Below are 17946 nucleotides of genomic sequence, written 5' to 3'. Positions count from 1 at the left end.
CATGAGACAAATTTTTAGTGACAAAAAAATTGATGCGTCGCTGTTTCTACAAATGGAAAACTTAATGTATGCTCTTCTAAAAGAAGACGATGCCTATCTTGAGTATGGCTATAAAGCATACTACGACGAAATTGAAAAAAAGGTTGTCATTAGTCACTTTTGGGATGATCGAAAAGAAGAGGATACAGTAATCGGATTAAAAAGCGAAGTGTTCTTAAAGGCACTTGGTAATAAACATTACTCGGACATGACTTTAATTCGTTCTTATGCGATTGAGTTACAAGAATCGCCGCTAAAAAAGTTTTTAACACAATTATTTGTTCTATTAGAAGATTTACGTGTTGAGGAAATCGTCAAAAATTTACGTCCTGGCACAAAACATATTTTTAAACGCCGAAAAGAAATGTATCGCAATTACTTTGGCTCACAAAATGAAATAAATCGTGTTCGTAACTATCACGGTGATCGTCTATTTTGTCTATGCTATCTTTCATTAACGAGTGATAAATATGAAATGTTTAATAATGAATATTTCGAGCAAATTGAATCAATTTTGCATGAAACATTCCAAGCTCGTAATACGGAAGATATTATGTATATTGTTGAGAAAATTCGCTATCGTTTAGAAGGACTTCTGGAAAGTGATATGCTTAATAATTATTTCGGACATGCACCGCTTTATTTATCTGTGATTGCAGATGAGAAAGACAGTCGCGCTGAAAAATTAGCAAATGATGATACGCAGCTCCTAGATGACGATGATAACAAAAACAAAATGGATGAAAGCTTCTCGACATGGCACCGTGAAAATAAAAACAATGAAAACGAGAACTTTTTACGCTTTGATTTAGAAAGCGGAACAAAAACAAATATGATGGGTGATACTGCTCGTGAATCAGAAGATGGTGACCAAGCACTTGGTTCTGTACAAGGTACTTCCCAAAAAAGTACACAATCTAACTTTGATGGTGCTGATACAGAGGAAGCAAGAGCGTCTCATGCTTCTAGCCAAAACGACGGTGCATACGGCAAGTATAATGTGGGAGCTTCTCATACATTTAAAGAAGCTCGCAAATCGAATCCTGATGAGAAAAAAGATTACCAAGCCATCAAATCAGTCGTTAATAAAGATGTAAAAGAATTAAAGAAAATTATCGAAAAAACAATTGAAAACAAAACGAATGCAAACAGTGATAAATATTACGGAAGGCTTCGTAAGAAATTCCTTCGTATTTATACTGAAAAACAGCCGCGTATGTTTTATAAAAAAGGACAAGAATCACAAGAGCTCGACGTTGCATTCCAACTATTAGTGGACTGCTCTGGTTCTATGTATAACAAAATGGAAGAAACGAAGAAGAGTGTGGTCCTATTCCATGAAGCGTTGAAATCTTTAAAAATCCCGCACGCTATTAGTGGATTTTGGGAAGATGCTTCTAGTGCTAAACCTGAAGATAAACCGAACGTTATCCATGAAGTTGTTACGTATAAAAACTCAACGTTACCAAACGTCGGTCCAGAAATTATGCAACTTCGCGAAGAAGAAGATAACCGCGACGGGTATATTATTCGTATCGTTTCCGAAAAGCTTGCGAAAAGACCAGAAAAACATAAATTCTTACTTGTCTTTACAGACGGTGAACCTTCTGCACTAGACTATCAACAAGACGGAATTTTAGATACGCACGAAGCAGTCAAACTTGCTCGTAAAAGTGGTATGGAAGTAATCGGCATCTTTATCGAAGAAGGCGAAGCGAAAGAAGCGACTTATCAACTAATGAAAAACATTTATAACCATCACTTCTTAGTTGCAAATCATGCTGAAGATTTACGCCTGAAGATTAAACCATTGTTGAAGAAACTATTACTGAAGACGATTGAATAGAAAAACAGGAGCCACGAGGCTCCTGTTTTTTCGTTCACTCACTGTGTTTCTGGTTGAAATTTATATGGAATGGCTACTTCTAACAATGCTTCAAATCCCCCATCGTAGAATAGGAATCGTTCATTTGCGATTGTCCGATCCACCCACTCGATTGCGGAAATTTCTTCTTCATCTTCTGCACGAAGTTCACCTGTTACTACATTTGCTCGGAATGTAAAAAATAATGCATGATGTCCTTTCTCTTCAAAAAACTTCTCATTTAATGCGACAAGTCCACTGAGTGTGGCAGTTAAACCTGTCTCTTCTTTCACTTCTCTTACTAGTGCTTCCTCTAATATTTCACCTTTTTCAACAGCCCCGCCTGGCAATGAACAAACGTTTTGTTCTATATTATGTACCATTAATATTTTATCTTTTTCGCTATCGTGTATTAATGCATATACAACATCAACTCTTTGCATGTTGCTTTTCTCCCTTCCTAAAATAATTAAGAGCCAATTCCTAAGAATCGGCTCTTCCTATTAATTCATCACTAACTCAGCTGCGAGCTTTTTTTTTAACTTGGCTAACATATCAGTTGTCATTCTGTCTAAATCATATTCTGCCTTAAAGCCCCACTCTTTCATTGCTGCTGTTGCATCAATAGAGTTCGGCCAGCTATCAGCGATTGTTTGACGAGCTGGATCTACTGCGTAATCCATTGTAAAGTTCGGAATGTGTTTACAGATTGATGCTGCAATTTGCTCTGGTTCAAAACTCATTGCTGTAATGTTAAACGCATTTCTATGCACTAGTTTATTTTGATCAGCTTCCATTAATGAGATGATTGCTTGTAAAGCATCTGGCATATACATCATGTCCATGTATGTTCCTTCTGCAATGTATGAGGTGTATGTACCTTTTTTAATCGCCTCATAATAAATTTCAACTGCATAGTCAGTCGTTCCGCCTCCTGGAGGAGCTACGTAAGAAATTAAGCCTGGGAAACGTACACCGCGCGTATCAACGCCAAACTTTTGATGATAATAATCACATAGTAATTCTCCTGCTACTTTGTTTACCCCATACATCGTAGTAGGACGCTGAATTGTATCTTGTGGTGTATTATCTTTTGGCGTTGATGGACCAAATGCACCGATAGAACTTGGCGTGAAAAACTTACAGTTTAATTCACGTGCTGCTTCTAATGCATTTACAAGTCCGCCCATATTTAAATTCCAAGCAAATAACGGATTTTTTTCTGCAGTTGCTGAAAGTAAAGCCGCTAAATGAATAATTGTATCTACTTCATTACGCTTTGCAATATCATGTAATTTTTGTCCATCCGTTACATCTAACGTTTCAAATGGACCAGACGTTACTACTTCACTGTCTGTTTCACGAATATCTGTTGCAATAACATTTGATGCGCCGTATACATCACGAAGTTTCATTACTAGTTCAGAACCAATTTGCCCTAAAGAACCGGTTACTAGAATTTTTTTCATTTTTCCCACTCCCCATTTGCAAGCTATTCAAAAGATGTCGTTACTTAAATGATACCCATTTCTTTCCCTACTTTTTCATACTTACGAATTGCTTCATCTAGCATTTCTTTCGTATGAGCTGCTGTAGGCATATTACGAACGCGTCCCATTCCTTTTGCTACAGTTGGGAATACGATAGATTTTGCGTATACGCCTTCTTCATTTAGACGTTTACTAAATTCTTGTGTTAATACTTCATCACCAATAATACAAGGCGTAATTGGTGTCTCACTTTCTCCAATGTTAAAGCCAAGTTCTTTTAACCCTTGTTTTAAATAGCGACCATTTTCCCATAAACGATCGTGTAACTCTGTACTTTCCATTAGAATTTCAATTGATCTCATACAAGCAGCTGCATCAGCTGGTGTTAAAGCTGTTGAGAATAAGAATGGACGTGAACGCACTTTTAACCAATCGATTAAGTTTTGTTTCCCAGCTACATATCCACCAATTACCCCAATTGCTTTTGATAATGTACCGATTTGGAAATCAACTTTATCAGAAAGACCGAAATGTTTTACAGTACCTGCACCTTTGCCAAGTACACCTGAACCGTGTGCATCATCTACATATGTCATTAAATCCAGCTCTTCTGCAATTTCAACAATCTCTGGTAATTTTGCAATATCTCCATCCATTGAGAAAACACCGTCTGTAATAACCATTAATTTATTATAAAGACCTGATTCTTTTGCCTCGATTGCTTTTTTGCGTAAATCTTCCATATCAGAATGCTTATAAACGATGATTTTCGCTCTTGATAGACGACTACCATCAATAATAGATGCATGGTTTAATTCATCTGAAAGAATCGCATCATTTTTATCCATAACAGCTGAAATCGCTGCCATATTACAGTTAAATCCTGATTGATAAGCAATTGCTGCTTCTGTATGTTTAAACTTTGCAATTGTTTCTTCTAATTTAATATGCAAATCTAAAGTACCGTTAATTGTACGAACAGCTCCTGCTCCAACGCCGTACTTATGAATTGCACCAATTGCTGCTTCTTGTAAGCGATTATCAGTCGCTAATCCAAGATAGTTGTTTGAAGATAAGTTAATATATTCTTTTCCGCCAATTGTAATAATCGGTCCATTTGGACTTTCAATCGGATCAATTACGTTATAAAGCCCCTTTGATTTTAAATCCTCTAAATTTTCTTCTAAAAAGTTTGCAAGTGTTTTACTAGACATCGTGAAGCCTCCCATCGTTCATGTAAGCGGATTATTATCTTAATAGTTCTAATAATCCCTCTACTAGCTTAACACGTTTTCAGAATTTATTATAGAAAAATAGTTTAAAGAAACCGCTTACAATTTCAGATTATATATGATTCATTACAAGAAATCTATCATTTACTTTTCATATTTGATAGAATTAAAAAAATATTTAGGGAGGCTTTAAACATGGCATTTACTGAATCTGATGTATATAATAACGAAGCATTTTTTGAGCAATATATGCAGCGAAGATATCGAGAAAATAGTCCAAACGAATCCCTTGAAAAACCAGCATTCTTTCAGCTCATTGGCAATGTAACAGGAAAACAAATCCTCGATTTAGGTTGTGGTGATGCTAAATTCGGCGAAGAATTATTAGAACATGGATGCCACTCTTACACTGGTATTGAAGGCTCCGAGCTTATGTATGAAAAAGCTAAAAAACAACTAGAAAATAAAAATGGCACCGTTCATTTTTTAAACCTCAAAGACTACACATACCCTCCTTCTACTTTTGATTTAGTAACATCTAGACTCGCCTTACATTATATTGAACACCTTGATATCATTTTTCAAAATGTGTTTCAAACTTTAAAAACAAACGGAACCTTCACCTTTAGCGTTCAACATCCCGTTATTACCTCCTCATTTGAAAGCTTGCAAACGAGTGGTAAAAGAACTAGTTGGCTCGTCGATGATTATTTCGAAACAGGAAAACGAGTTGAGCCATGGATTGATCAAGAAGTTATTAAATATCACCGGACTACGGAAGAATATTTTACATTATTACAACAAGCCGGATTTACGATTACAAGCTTAAAAGAAGCTACACCAAATCGAAACTGTTTTCAAGATGAAGAAGAATATGAACGACGTTTACGTATTCCCCTTTTTCTATTATTTTCTTGCCGAAAATAAAGTGAAACTTTAATCAGTGGGGGATGTTCATCCCCCACTGATTATTAGCCCGCACCAATCGGGCTTTTACGGGCAGTTGATCCCTCAAATAGCGGGGTAAAAAAGACGATGAATCCTCATCGTCTTTTTTCGTTATCTCATCGCCTGAACAGCCTCTTTAAGTACACGTCTTCCTCTTCCATGCGGGATACAGAGCGGTGTCCCAAATAACGGATCAGCGCTTATTTGACACTCCATACGGAATACATCCCGAACTAACTTCTGGTCAATAACTTCTTCTGGTTTACCTTGCGCATATATTTGTTTATCTTGAATAGCTACAATGTTGTCTGCGTAACGACATGCCAAATTTAAATCGTGCAATACCATGACAATCGTTCTTTGCTCTGTTTCATTTAATTCGAATAATAAATCTAACACTTCAATTTGGTGCGTCATATCTAAATATGTAGTCGGCTCATCAAGCAAAATAATATCTGTATCTTGTGCAAGGGTCATTGCAATCCAAGCACGTTGACGTTGTCCACCTGAAAGGGCATGAACATCACGCTCAGCAAATTCTGTCATACCCGTTGCAGCAAGCGCTTTTTGTACCATTTCCTCATCTTTTTCGGACCATTGCTTCAGCCATGTTTGATATGGATAACGTCCTTGCTTTACAAGTTGTAATACCGTAAGTCCTTCCGGTGCTTGTGGCCCTTGCGGTAAAATCGCCATTTGACGAGCGATTTGCTTCGTTTGCATACTTTGAATTGCTTGATTATCTAACAAAATGTCACCGGTTGTTGGCTTTAATAATCTAGCTAGTGAACGTAATAAAGTTGATTTCCCACAACCGTTAGAACCGATGAAGATTGTAATTTCCCCTTTTGGAATTTCTAAATTCAGCTCATCAATAATAATCGTTTCACCATACGACAGCGTCAAGCGTTTCGTCTCCAATGCTTTTTGCATATTCATCTCCCTTTATGAATTCCGACTTTTATAAAGTAAATAAATAAAATAAGGTGCACCAATTGCTGATGTAAATACCCCTGCTGGAATTTCAAGTGGTGTGAAAACTGTACGCCCAATTAAATCTGCAGCGAGTACTAGAATTGCACCGATAATCGCCGCAACTGGGAGCAATGCACCGTAGAAAGAGCCAACTAATCTTCGCGAAATATGAGGTGCCATTAAACCAACAAATCCAATTCCTCCTGCAAAGGCAACTGCCCCGCCAATTAAAGCTGTACTAAGTAACAACATAAATACACGCGACTTCGTTAAAGGAACACCAAGTCCCACTGCTATATCATCCCCTAGCTCTTGTGCATTTAAATGTCTCGCAGCGATAAATGATATTGTCGTTAAAATGAGAACCCACGGCGCAAGTACCATAACATTTTGCCATGAAGAACCGTAAACAGTACCTGTGATCCATACATTCGCTTGACTTGCTCGATAAATTGGTGCTAACAACATAAATAAAGTTGTTGCTGCTTTCGTTAATGCCCAAAATCCAACACCAATTAAAACAAGACTAATCGGTGATAATCCATCATTTTTCCAGGCAAATAAATATACAAAAAACGCTACAATTGTTGCCCCAGCAAAAGCTGCTAGCGGCATATAATGAATGCTTACTGTTAACGCATTGTTTTTATCACTAAATATAGCTAAAAAGAGTACAACTGCAACACTTGCCCCGCCCGTAATTCCGATGATATCAGGAGAAGCAAGTGGGTTTCGAACGAGCCCTTGTAAAATACAGCCCGCTACCGCAAGCGCAATTCCTACGAGGATAGCAATTAAAATACGCGGCATACGAAATTTATTTACAACCATATTTGACATCGCATCGCCATTTCCGGTAATCGCTTGCCATACGTCATAAGGAGCAATTTTCATATCCCCCATACCTGCACTCGCAAAAAATAATCCTATTAAAACAACTAGTAAACTCAATAAGACGAGACAAGCTCGTTTATACATTAAAAACGAGAGCTCGCCTTTTCCAATACGAAACGGAATATACTTCTTCATTTGCTAAGCCCTCTCTTACGTGCAATATAAATAAAGAATGGGGCCCCGATAAATGCTGTCATAACCCCTACTGGTACTTCTTGTGGCATAATGACATATCTTGCTGCTATATCAGCCAAGATTAATAGTATTGCACCTAACAATCCGCTATAGGGTACTCTCCATCTGTGATCTACCCCAACAAGAGTTCTTGCGAAATGAGGAGTAACGATGCCAATAAATCCAATTGGACCAGCAACCGCAACTGAACCACCAGACAACAGTACAATAATAAGTAACACGAATGATTTCATTAAAATCGTTCGTTGTCCGAGCCCCTTTGCAACATCTTCCCCCATCATTAATGTATTTACTTTCCCTGCCATCATAAAAGATGCAATCCAGCCTATTAATAAATACGGGAATACTGATTGTAAAATCTCTAACTTTCTTCCTTGCACAGATCCGGCAAGCCAAAATAACACTTCTTCAAATGCTTTTTCATTTAATACAAGTAACCCTTGTGTTAATGATGAAAATAAAGCGCTTATCGCTACACCTGCTAATGTTAACTTAAGAGGCGTTGTCCCTTCTTTTCCTAAAGAACTAGAGGCAAATACAAGTACTGCTGCAACTGCCGCTCCTAAAAAGGCAATCCATGTGAAAGCTGATAATGATGTCACGGAAAAGAGTACAATTGCTACAACTATAAAGAACGCAGCGCCTGAATTTAATCCAATAAAATCTGGAGAAGCAAGCGGATTCTTTGTTAAAGTTTGCATCAAACAACCCGCAATGGCTAAACTAGCACCAACACTTGCTGCAATTAACGCCCTTGGTAGACGCACATTTTGAATAATAATATGCTCATTTGAACCATTAAAATGGAAAAAAGCATCTAAAGCTAATTTCCAGCTCGTATTTGTATATCCGAAAATAATACTTCCCCAAATACAAATAACGACTGCAACGATTCCAACAAATAATCCAATCCATTTTGCTTGATTTGTTTTTAATAACATGCAGCGTTTCCCCTTCAATGTATAATGATACGTTGTAAGTGTATTTCAACTTAATTCTCATTGTCAACGATAATGAGAACTATTTTCAGTAATATATATTGACAATCAAAAGATAAAAGCTTAATATCATGCTTGCTATTGAAAAATATTCTCAACATGTAGGGGGTACATAATGAATTTCATGCAAAAGAAATCGTTTACAGTATTTGTATTTCTACTAGCTTTTTCACTTCTTTTAAGTGCTTGTGGAAAATCAAATAACAAAGAAGAATCAACAAAAGAAGATAATAAAAAAGAAATGATTACCGTTGAACACGCAATGGGTAAAACAGAAGTTCCTGCTAATCCAAAACGTGTAGTTATTTTAACGAATGAAGGAACTGAAGCTTTACTTGAATTAGGTGTGAAACCCGTTGGTGCTGTAAAGTCTTGGACTGGTGATCCGTGGTATCCACATATTAAGGACAAAATGAAAGATGTAAAAGTTGTTGGCGACGAAGGACAAGTTAACGTTGAAACGATTGCTTCTTTAAAACCAGACTTAATTATCGGTAACAAAATGCGTCACGAAAAAGTGTACGAGCAACTAAAAGCAATCGCACCTACTGTGTTCTCGGAAACATTACGTGGTGAATGGAAAGATAACTTCAAATTTTATGCAAAAGCTTTAAATAAGGAAAAAGAAGGTCAAAAAGTTTTAGCTGATTACGGAAAACGTATGGAAGATTTAAAAGGCAAACTTGGTGATACAGTAAATCAAGAAATTTCTATGGTACGCTTTATGCCTGGTGATGTTCGTATTTATCATGGCGATACATTCTCTGGTGTTATTTTAAAAGAACTTGGATTTAAACGTCCTGGAGATCAAAACAAAGATGATTTCGCAGAACGTAACGTATCTAAAGAGCGTATTTCGGCAATGGATGGCGATGTATTATTCTACTTCACATTCGATAAAGGCAATGAGAAAAAAGGTTCTGAACTAGAAAAAGAATATATAAACGACCCTCTCTTTAAAAACTTAAATGCAGTAAAGAACGGAAAAGCATACAAAGTTGACGACGTTATTTGGAATACAGCTGGCGGTGTAATGGCTGCTAACTTACTACTAGACGACATTGAAAAACGCTTTGTTAAATAATTTCATTGTAACCAGCTCCCTCTTTTATGGAGCTGGTTTTTTCATTTCACTGAAGTGTCACATTATTTCATTTTGTATTTTTATTCCCGATATGTTATATTATAAAAATAAATATAGAATATTTTCTCTATATCAGAATAAATATTCTAATCTAAATTTTCTGATTTATCATTATTTTACTTTATTTTAGAATTCAATTACTACATTTGAAAACGCTTATTATCTTGTTTTCAGGGAAAAATATAATAACGGTTGAAGAAAAATAGATTTTTTCATAAATTTTCTTGCTATTTCCATATAATTCTATTGACTTCTAAATATTTTGTGAATTAAAATAATTACATAAATATCCGTTATACAGGATTAGGGGGAAACAAACATGGATGCAGCTTTAAAATTAGACAAAGCTGGAGAGCAACAATCACCAAAAAAACATCCACCAGGATTATATTTGTTGTTCTTTACAGAGGCATGGGAAAGATTTAGTTATTACGGAATGCGTGGCTTATTAGTTCTTTATTTAACAACGAGCTTAGTAAGTGGCGGTTTAGGCTTTGATAAAGCAGTTGCTGTACAGATTTACGGTATTTTCACAATGTTAGTATACTTCACACCGATTATTGGTGGTTGGCTAACTGACCATTTCATTACGAAACGACACGCCATTACCATCGGCGGTATCATTATGGCGATTGGTAACTTTGTACTATTTTCCATGAACACGAAAACTGGACTTTTCTTAGGCTTAGGATTATTAGTTATCGGTAATGGATTCTTCAAACCAAATATTTCGACTTTATTAGGTCAATTATATAGCGAAAATGATTCTCGTCGTGATAGTGCCTTCACTATCTTCTACATGGGAATTAACTTAGGAGCTCTTATCGCTCCATTCATTTGCGGTTATTTCACAGATTATAGATACGGTTTCTTAACAGCTTGTATCGGTATGATCATTGGACAGATTGCATTTAACTTATTAGCACCTCGTTACTTAGGATCAGCTGGAACAACTGTTGTCGGTAAAAAATCTAAAGAACAAAATGCAAAACCTATTGAGAAAAAACCTTTAACAACACAAGAGAAAAAGCGTACAACTGCAATTTTAATTTTAACTTGTTTCGTTGTATTCTTCTGGGCAGGATTTGAACAAGCTGGTAGTTCTTTAACACTTTACACAGATAAGTTCGTGGATCGTACAATTGGTGGATTTACAATTCCAACACCTTGGTTCCAATCTGTAAACCCACTATTCATTATCTTACTAGCATTACCAGTTTCTGCATTATGGATTAAACTTTCAAAAACAAAAAATGGCGATTTAAAAATTCCTACAAAAATGGCTTTTGGTATGATTTTACTAGGAATCGGGTACTTAGTTTTAACTTTAGCTGTTCTAAAAACTGGTAGCGATGAAGGTAACATTACAATGAAAGCAAACTTACTATTCATTGTATTCACTTACATGTTCCACACAATCGGTGAATTATTCTTATCACCAATCGGTTTATCTATGGTAAGTGCAATCGCACCTCTTAAATTAGCCTCTTTATTAATGGGTGTATGGTTAGCTGGTACTGGCTTTGCAAACTTATTAGCAGGACAATTAGCTGCTTTCACTCAATCTTTAGGATATTTAGAAGTATTCGCAAGCATCGGTGTTATCGTAATCGTGCTAGGATTAGTACTTCTTATGTTCTCTAAGAAAATTGCACATATGATGGAATAGTAAATAAAAAAGACGCTTCTACAATTAGAAGCGTCTTTTCTATTACATCTCTTCTAAAGCCGTGACATCCACGTGAACGCTCTCTCCTGGGTTGGATACGTCATACACTTGAGCACTACCCTTCTGCTCATCACAGCTCTCAATCCATACGGGGACTCCCTCGTATGTAACATCAATTCTACTTGAAGAAGATAATATCTGTTTCACACGTTTTACATCCATTATATTATTCCTCCTTTGGCTTACAACACTCCTTTCTATCTTTTCATATCCCTTCAGAATATATTCCGTCAATTTAGCACTTCAACCGATAGTTTGTTTCTTTCTAACGCGCTAATATATACGCTCTCAAATCTTCCTATTATTAGATCCTTTCCAAATAAAAAAGACGTATATTTCACACGTCTTTTTTCCATAATATTCAAAAATTAAGAAAATAATGTTTTTACTACTTCACTTACTTTATCGTTATGAATTTGATAGTACACTTCTAACCCGCGTCTCTCAAAGCGTACTACTTTATTTTGTTTTAATTTCGTTAAATGCTGCGAAACAGTTGATTGCGGAATTTCTAATACCTCTTGTAATTGTGTTACATTACATGTTCCACGCTGCATCAGTTCCATTACTAAACGTAGACGAAGTGGATGAGCTAATGCTCTTAACATCTGTACGTCTTCTTCTGAAATACGACAGTCAAATTGGTTTTGGTTCATAAAATTCCCCTCATTTTCATTTTTTATTTTCTCTTTATTTATTTATATATCTGTTCTTATATTTCCTGTTACGACATAACTTTATCAACCTATAATGCTGAGAAAATTTTCCGACTTTTATCAGCACACAGTTCAAGAAAAAATCCCACCTGATTTTGAATATTATACTATATGATACAATAAAAAAGCAAAACAAAGGGCTAGCAATACTTTGCTTACAAACGTTGTTTTATCAGGCTTTTTGTTATATTTTCACCTTACTGAAATGTACAGTAATGATATTGTAAAATATCGTCCATAATTGATAACCTATCGTAAAGTAATTTGACCATATTTAACCACTTTGTTACGATAAAAAGGAAATTTAAGTAAGGAGGATGATGTAATATTAAAAAATGGTTTATTATTGCGTTAATTAGCATTGCGGTTGGCTGGACTATTATCGATCACTTCCTATTAGACAACAAAGAAGATATAGCTTCAAAATCAAACACCCCCATTGGAACTGAAGTTGGCAATGTTGCCCGCAATTTCCTTCTAGAAACAACCACTGGTCAAGAAGTTCGCCTTACAGACTATAAAGGAAAAAAAGTAATATTGAATTTTTGGGCAAGCTGGTGTGGTCCATGCAAAATAGAAATGCCTGATATGGAAAAGTTTTATCACGATACTAAAGATATGGGGATTGAAATTGTTGCTGTAAATGCGACAGCTACTGAAAAAGACCCGAACAATGTAAAACAATTTCTTGAAGAAAACAAATATACCTTCCCCGTCCTATTAGATCAGAAAGGCCAGGCAAGTGCCGCATATCAAATCATCAGCATTCCAACATCTTTTGTCATCGATACAAACGGTGTCATTCAATATAAGCATGTAGGACCAATGACATATGAAAAAATGAAAGAATATGTCAATAATTTATAAAAGCGTATTCAAATCAATTTGATTACGCTTTTTGTCTACTTTATGAACAAAATGTTACTTTTAATACTATTATGGAATAATTATACTTTTTCACGTTGACAATAGTGTTGAAGGAGAATATACTAAGCATGTAAGTTGATTGTGAATAGTTTCACAAACAATGTGAATTTCTTCACATATAATAGATAGGAGTTGTCATTATTATGAGTACTTGGACACAAATTTATGACCCATTAAACAATATTTGGTTATCTGCACTAATCGCAGCACTCCCAATTTTTTGCTTCATTATTTGTTTAGTGGGATTCAAAATGAAAGGTTACATGGCTGGGCTTTATAGTGTGATCGTCGCTATTATTCTTGCTATATTTGTTTATAAAATGCCCGCAACTGTAGCTGTAGCATCTGCCGGATTCGGTGTTTTATCTGGATTTTATCCAATTTGTACTATCGTTATCGCAGCTATCTTCCTTTACAAATTAACTGTTAAAACAGAACAATTCAATGTCATTCGTGATAGCATTTCAAGTATTACAAATGATCAGCGTTTACAAGTATTATTAATCGCTTATTCTTTCGGTGCTTTCTTAGAAGGCGCAGCTGGTTTCGGTGTTCCAGTTGCTATTACAGCTGCATTACTTGTAGGTATGGGCTTTAATCCATTAAAAGCAGCAGGTATTTGCTTAGTAGCTAATATCGCTGGTGGTGCTATGGGTGCTATGGGTATTCCAGTTACAGTACCTGCACAATTAACTGGGCTAGATGCATTAACTGTCGGTCGTCAAGCTGTTTACATTTTGCCATTCATTAGCATTGTTTTACCGTTCTTACTTGTTTCAATGGTAGATGGATTTAAAGGCATTAAAGAAACTTGGCAAGGTATTCTTGTAAGTGGTGTTTCTTTCGCAATTACTCAGTTCCTTGTGACTTACTTCTTAGGCGCTGAACTTACTAATATTTTCGCAGCAGTCGTAAGTATGGTCGCTCTTACATTATTCTTACGTGTTTGGCAACCAAAATCTTCTGCTAAAGAAGAAAAACAAGAAGAAAAAGAATCTCATACATTCAATCAAATTTTATATGCTTGGTCCCCATTCGTATTCTTAACTGCATTTGTAACAATCTTTAATTTAAAACCAATTAAAGCTTTATTTGCTCCGGATGGTCCATTGGCAAACTTAGTATTTAACATTCAATTCCCTGGTCTTCATAATGCGGTTATGAAAACTGCACCAATTACAAAGGCTGATACACCTTTCGCAGCGATTTTCAAACTAGATGTATTCTCTTCTACAACTACTGCGATTGTATTAGCAATCATCGTTTCACTTATCGTCTACCGTGTAAACGGCAAAATGATTAAAGAATTAATGATCGAAACAATAAAAGAACTAAAAGTTCCAGTATATACAATTTGTAGCGTTATCGCTTTAGCTTACGTAGAAAACTACTCTGGTATGTCATCTACACTTGGACTTGCATTCTCTTCTACAGGAAATGCATTCCCAGTTCTTTCTCCAATCTTAGGATGGATTGGCGTATTCATTACAGGTTCAGTCGTATCAAGTGGTTCATTATTCGCACCACTTCAAGCAGTAACTGCCGATCAGTTAAACATCGTACCATCTACTCTCGTTTCATTAAACGTAGTTGGTGGTACAATCGCAAAAATGGTTTCACCACAATCTGTAGCAGTTGCTTGTGCAGCAGTTGGACTAGTTGGTCAAGAATCTGCTCTATTTAAAATAGTAATGAAATATAGTTTAATCTTCTTAGCTATTATTAGCTTACTTCAACTTAACTCTGTATTTAATATCTTCTAAAAAAAGCACCGATCCAAATGGATCGGTGCTTTTTACATTACATTTTTTTAGTCTTTAATAAAGAAGCACCAGCAATTTCAGGATGCGTCATTTCGTATGGATCCAAAATAATATCAAGCTCTTCTGCTGTAAGTACACCATGTTCTAAACATAGCTCCCTAACAGATTTTCCTGTCGCAATTGCTTCACGTGCAATGCGAGAAGCTGCTTCATAACCAATATGAGGATTAACTGCTGTAATAACTCCAACACTTTTTTCAACATATTGCTTAAGCAACTCTTCATTCGCTGTAATTCCCTTTATACAGTATTCACGGAATACACGGAAACCGTTATTCATAATACTGATGGATTGAATTAAATTAAATACTAATACCGGTTCCATTACATTTAACTCTAATTGGCCAGCTTCTGACGCTAAGCAAATTGTATGGTCATTTCCAATTACTTGGAAAGCAACTTGGTTAATTACTTCTGCCATAACTGGATTTACTTTACCCGGCATAATAGATGAACCTGGTTGACGAGCTGGTAATTGAATTTCCGCCAACCCAACACGTGGACCAGACGCCATAATACGAAGGTCATTTGCAATTTTAGACATATTCATCATACATACTTTTAGTGCTGCAGATACTTCTGTATATGCATCTGTGTTTTGCGTCGCATCAACTAAGTGCTCTGCACCAACAAGAGGGAAACCACTAAAAGTTCGTAAATGCTTCACAACTTGTTCTATATAAGTAGGGTTTGCATTTAATCCCGTACCGACAGCTGTCGCACCCATATTAACTTCGTATAAATGTTGACGAGACTGTTTAATTCTTTTTATATCACGCTCTAGCACTCTGCTATATGCTTCAAATTCTTGCCCAAGGCGAATTGGAACTGCATCTTGCAAATGCGTACGCCCCATTTTAATAACGTGATCAAACTCTTTTGCTTTATCATGAAAAGCAGAGTGAAGTTCTTCCATTGTAACAAGAAGTTCTTCCAGCATCATAAGAGTTGCTATATGAATCCCAGTTGGGAACGCATCATTTGTTGATTGGGCCATGTTCACATGAGTGTTTGGGCTAATTTTCGCATATTCACCTTTTTCGTATCCCATACGTTCCAGCGCTCTATTTGCAATTACTTCATTAGTATTCATATTAATTGAAGTACCTGCTCCGCCTTGAATCGGGTCTACGATAAATTGATCATGGAACTTTCCATCAACAATCTCTTGTGCCGCTTCTGCAATTTCTTGTCCGATATCTTTAGCTAAGTAACCTGTATCTATATTCGCAAGCGCTGCCGCTTTTTTTACAATTGCCATTGCCGTAATGAGTGACGGATGAATGCGGTATCCTGTAATAGGAAAGTTTTCTACGGCACGTAATGTTTGTACACCATAATAAGCTACACTCGGTACTTCCTTTTCACCTAAAAAATCTTTTTCTATACGTATATCCTTCGTTGCTATCATTTTTCATCACCTATACTTTTCATTCTAAATCCTTATCTAAAGAATTCGCCCTATAAAATACGAGTATCATTAAATGAATTCTTCAGTATCCACTTTCACTATATAGCACCTTTTTTGAAAGCGCAAACATTTATTTTTCTATATATACTTTTTATTAAAGTTTATATAATAGAAAATCCATTCATTCTTCTACTTTCTTTATTTCAACTCGCTTAATTTGATGCATATCCTTTTCAAGAACTTTAAAAGAAAAGCCGTGTTTTTCAATAATATCTCCTTCAGCAACGATCTGTTTTTGTACCATAATCCAGCCACCAATTGTATCTACATCATCAGCGATTAAGTGTATGCCAAATAAATCATTTACTTCACTAATAAGCACTTTTCCCTCTACGATTTTACACCCTTCACTTATATGCTCTATAGGCGGGTGTTCATCTTCATCGTATTCATCTCGGATTTCTCCAACAATTTCTTCTAAAATATCTTCTAGTGTAACGATCCCCGCTGTACCACCATATTCATCATATAATACAGCTAATGGAATTCGTTTTCTTTGCATTTGTAATAGCAAATCATGAATAGGGATATTTTCTAACACTTCAATAACTGGCCTTGTATATGGTGTAATCGAGCACCCCTCGTCTCGATTACCATCCATATAACGAATAAATAAATCCTTTACATTAACCATCCCAATAATTTCATCTTTATCTTCACCAAATACGGGATATCTCGTGTACTTTTCTTGTGCGATTATTTTAATATGTGTTTCAAATGGTTCGTCCTCATATAAACCTACAACTTCCGTACGAGGTACCATAATTTCCTTTGCGACTCTATTATCGAATTCAAAAATATTATTTACATATTTAAATTCCCTTTGATTAATCTCTCCACTCTCATAACTCTCAGATAAGATTAATCGTAATTCTTCCTCCGAATGAGCTACTTCATGTTCAGAAGCCGGATGTAATCCGAATAACCCTGTTACAAGCCTTGCAGAACCATTTAAAGCCCAAATAAACGGATACATTACTCGGTAAAAGTAAATAATTGGCTTCGATAATAATAAGCTAACTTGCTCTGCCCTTTGTATAGCGAGCGTCTTCGGAGCAAGTTCACCAATGACAACATGTAAAAACGTAATAACTGCAAAGGCAATAATAAATGAAACTGTACTTGCAATTGCAGGAGATAAGTGTAGTTTTAAAAACAACGGCTCGAGTATATGTTTTATAGTGGGCTCTCCTAACCACCCAAGCCCTAAAGCAGTAATTGTAATACCTAACTGACATGCTGATAAATACTCATCTAAATTCGAAGTTACTTTTTTAGCTGCCAATGCTCCTCGTCGTTTTTCACTAACGAGTTGATCAATACGACTGCTACGCACCTTAATAATTGCAAACTCAACAGCCACAAAAAATGCTGTTAACGCAATAAGGATGGCTACCATCAGTAATTTTAAAATATCCACATATGCCCTTTAGCTTTCTTAGCTAAAGTTACACCTCCTTTAAAAAAGAAGTTTCACTTTAGTTTCTTCATTTATTTGAAA

16 protein-coding genes are annotated in these 17946 nt (G+C 35.9%); 6 read left to right on the top strand and 10 right to left on the bottom strand.

Translation table 11 applies throughout. From position 1 onward, the window contains the following. Position 1: 1 nt before the first annotated feature. A complete protein-coding gene (locus JFU23_RS18800; RefSeq protein WP_002029726.1) occupies positions 2–1885 on the top strand; it encodes a vWA domain-containing protein in 1884 nt (627 codons plus the stop codon). Between the two features lie 38 nt (positions 1886–1923). On the opposite strand, the gene JFU23_RS18795 is transcribed toward JFU23_RS18800, so the two are convergent. Genes JFU23_RS18795 through JFU23_RS18785 form a run of 3 tightly spaced genes read right to left on the bottom strand, consistent with a single transcriptional unit; the run spans position 1924 to position 4607 of the window. Continuing rightward, positions 1924–2346: an NUDIX hydrolase gene (locus JFU23_RS18795; RefSeq protein WP_201032450.1), complete on the bottom strand. Its 423-nt coding sequence runs from the start codon at positions 2344–2346 to the stop codon at positions 1924–1926. 60 nt (positions 2347–2406) lie between these two features. Continuing rightward, positions 2407–3372: an L-threonine 3-dehydrogenase gene (locus JFU23_RS18790; protein ID WP_201032449.1), complete on the bottom strand. Its 966-nt coding sequence runs from the start codon at positions 3370–3372 to the stop codon at positions 2407–2409. Positions 3373–3416: 44 nt separating this feature from the next. Continuing rightward, positions 3417–4607: a glycine C-acetyltransferase gene (locus tag JFU23_RS18785; RefSeq protein ID WP_201032448.1), complete on the bottom strand. Its 1191-nt coding sequence runs from the start codon at positions 4605–4607 to the stop codon at positions 3417–3419. A 213-nt stretch (positions 4608–4820) separates the two neighbouring features. Here JFU23_RS18785 and JFU23_RS18780 point away from each other — a divergent pair, with 213 nt between their 5' ends. Beyond that, complete coding sequence (locus JFU23_RS18780) at positions 4821–5552, top strand: class I SAM-dependent methyltransferase (protein ID WP_201032447.1); 732 nt, start codon at positions 4821–4823, stop codon at positions 5550–5552. A 132-nt stretch (positions 5553–5684) separates the two neighbouring features. Here the strand turns inward: JFU23_RS18780 and JFU23_RS18775 are convergent, their stop codons facing one another. From JFU23_RS18775 to JFU23_RS18765, 3 genes are read right to left on the bottom strand one after another with little or no spacing between them, the layout of a single operon-like run. Continuing rightward, positions 5685–6506: an ABC transporter ATP-binding protein gene (locus JFU23_RS18775; protein WP_002167083.1), complete on the bottom strand. Its 822-nt coding sequence runs from the start codon at positions 6504–6506 to the stop codon at positions 5685–5687. Positions 6507–6518: 12 nt separating this feature from the next. Then, the gene (locus tag JFU23_RS18770; RefSeq protein WP_201032446.1) at positions 6519–7577 is read right to left on the bottom strand and encodes a FecCD family ABC transporter permease; all 1059 of its coding nucleotides are present in this window, start codon (positions 7575–7577) and stop codon (positions 6519–6521) included. After that, the gene (locus JFU23_RS18765; RefSeq protein ID WP_085309063.1) at positions 7574–8578 is read right to left on the bottom strand and encodes a FecCD family ABC transporter permease; all 1005 of its coding nucleotides are present in this window, start codon (positions 8576–8578) and stop codon (positions 7574–7576) included. Before JFU23_RS18765 ends, JFU23_RS18770 begins: the two co-directional genes overlap by 4 nt. A 172-nt stretch (positions 8579–8750) precedes the next feature. Between JFU23_RS18765 and JFU23_RS18760 the strand changes: the two genes are divergently transcribed. Both JFU23_RS18760 and JFU23_RS18755 read left to right on the top strand, forming a co-directional pair. Continuing rightward, positions 8751–9719: an ABC transporter substrate-binding protein gene (locus JFU23_RS18760; protein ID WP_002125165.1), complete on the top strand. Its 969-nt coding sequence runs from the start codon at positions 8751–8753 to the stop codon at positions 9717–9719. A 379-nt stretch (positions 9720–10098) separates the two neighbouring features. Next, on the top strand, positions 10099–11448 hold the full coding sequence (locus JFU23_RS18755) for a peptide MFS transporter (RefSeq protein WP_201032445.1): 1350 nt from the start codon (positions 10099–10101) through the stop codon (positions 11446–11448). 42 nt (positions 11449–11490) lie between these two features. Here JFU23_RS18755 and JFU23_RS18750 read toward each other — a convergent pair whose 3' ends face one another. Together JFU23_RS18750 and JFU23_RS18745 are read right to left on the bottom strand one after the other, a co-directional pair. Further along, on the bottom strand, positions 11491–11670 hold the full coding sequence (locus JFU23_RS18750) for an acid-soluble spore protein H (RefSeq protein ID WP_002010492.1): 180 nt from the start codon (positions 11668–11670) through the stop codon (positions 11491–11493). A 206-nt stretch (positions 11671–11876) separates the two neighbouring features. Then, positions 11877–12164, bottom strand: coding sequence for an ArsR/SmtB family transcription factor (locus tag JFU23_RS18745; RefSeq protein WP_001075217.1), 288 nt, complete (start codon positions 12162–12164; stop codon positions 11877–11879). Between the two features lie 387 nt (positions 12165–12551). Between JFU23_RS18745 and JFU23_RS18740 the strand changes: the two genes are divergently transcribed. Beyond that, positions 12552–13091: a redoxin domain-containing protein gene (locus JFU23_RS18740; protein ID WP_307838368.1), complete on the top strand. Its 540-nt coding sequence runs from the start codon at positions 12552–12554 to the stop codon at positions 13089–13091. A gap of 203 nt (positions 13092–13294) precedes the next feature. Continuing rightward, the gene (locus tag JFU23_RS18735; RefSeq protein WP_002029741.1) at positions 13295–14914 is read left to right on the top strand and encodes a lactate permease LctP family transporter; all 1620 of its coding nucleotides are present in this window, start codon (positions 13295–13297) and stop codon (positions 14912–14914) included. Between the two features lie 37 nt (positions 14915–14951). On the opposite strand, the gene aspA is transcribed toward JFU23_RS18735, so the two are convergent. Beyond that, positions 14952–16385 carry an aspartate ammonia-lyase gene (gene aspA, locus JFU23_RS18730; protein WP_002029742.1) on the bottom strand — a complete coding sequence of 478 codons (1434 nt, stop codon included), beginning with the start codon at positions 16383–16385 and terminating at the stop codon, positions 14952–14954. 181 nt (positions 16386–16566) lie between these two features. Further along, positions 16567–17865, bottom strand: a complete 1299-nt coding sequence (locus tag JFU23_RS18725) for a hemolysin family protein (RefSeq protein WP_016093357.1) — start codon at positions 17863–17865, stop codon at positions 16567–16569. Positions 17866–17946: the final 81 nt, after the last annotated feature.

The sequence above is a fragment of the Bacillus sp. TH50 genome (assembly GCF_016650565.1).
Taxonomy (GTDB): Bacteria; Bacillota; Bacilli; order Bacillales; family Bacillaceae_G; genus Bacillus_A; species Bacillus_A mycoides.
Note: the sequence above shows the minus strand (reverse complement) of the source record. Positions and strands in the feature narration are given on the sequence as shown.

What these genes read in the sequence shown, in the direction of transcription:
- JFU23_RS18775 (WP_002167083.1), bottom strand. Translation starts at nt 6,506, where the DNA reads ATGCAAAAAGCATTGGAGACGAAACGCTTGACGCTGTCGTATGGTGAA.
- JFU23_RS18800 (WP_002029726.1), top strand. Translation starts at nt 2, where the DNA reads ATGAGACAAATTTTTAGTGACAAAAAAATTGATGCGTCGCTGTTTCTA.
- JFU23_RS18770 (WP_201032446.1), bottom strand. Translation starts at nt 7,577, where the DNA reads ATGAAGAAGTATATTCCGTTTCGTATTGGAAAAGGCGAGCTCTCGTTT.
- JFU23_RS18785 (WP_201032448.1), bottom strand. Translation starts at nt 4,607, where the DNA reads ATGTCTAGTAAAACACTTGCAAACTTTTTAGAAGAAAATTTAGAGGAT.
- JFU23_RS18780 (WP_201032447.1), top strand. Translation starts at nt 4,821, where the DNA reads ATGGCATTTACTGAATCTGATGTATATAATAACGAAGCATTTTTTGAG.
- JFU23_RS18745 (WP_001075217.1), bottom strand. Translation starts at nt 12,164, where the DNA reads ATGAACCAAAACCAATTTGACTGTCGTATTTCAGAAGAAGACGTACAG.
- JFU23_RS18790 (WP_201032449.1), bottom strand. Translation starts at nt 3,372, where the DNA reads ATGAAAAAAATTCTAGTAACCGGTTCTTTAGGGCAAATTGGTTCTGAA.
- JFU23_RS18750 (WP_002010492.1), bottom strand. Translation starts at nt 11,670, where the DNA reads ATGGATGTAAAACGTGTGAAACAGATATTATCTTCTTCAAGTAGAATT.
- JFU23_RS18755 (WP_201032445.1), top strand. Translation starts at nt 10,099, where the DNA reads ATGGATGCAGCTTTAAAATTAGACAAAGCTGGAGAGCAACAATCACCA.
- aspA (WP_002029742.1), bottom strand. Translation starts at nt 16,385, where the DNA reads ATGATAGCAACGAAGGATATACGTATAGAAAAAGATTTTTTAGGTGAA.
- JFU23_RS18735 (WP_002029741.1), top strand. Translation starts at nt 13,295, where the DNA reads ATGAGTACTTGGACACAAATTTATGACCCATTAAACAATATTTGGTTA.
- JFU23_RS18795 (WP_201032450.1), bottom strand. Translation starts at nt 2,346, where the DNA reads ATGCAAAGAGTTGATGTTGTATATGCATTAATACACGATAGCGAAAAA.
- JFU23_RS18765 (WP_085309063.1), bottom strand. Translation starts at nt 8,578, where the DNA reads ATGTTATTAAAAACAAATCAAGCAAAATGGATTGGATTATTTGTTGGA.
- JFU23_RS18760 (WP_002125165.1), top strand. Translation starts at nt 8,751, where the DNA reads ATGAATTTCATGCAAAAGAAATCGTTTACAGTATTTGTATTTCTACTA.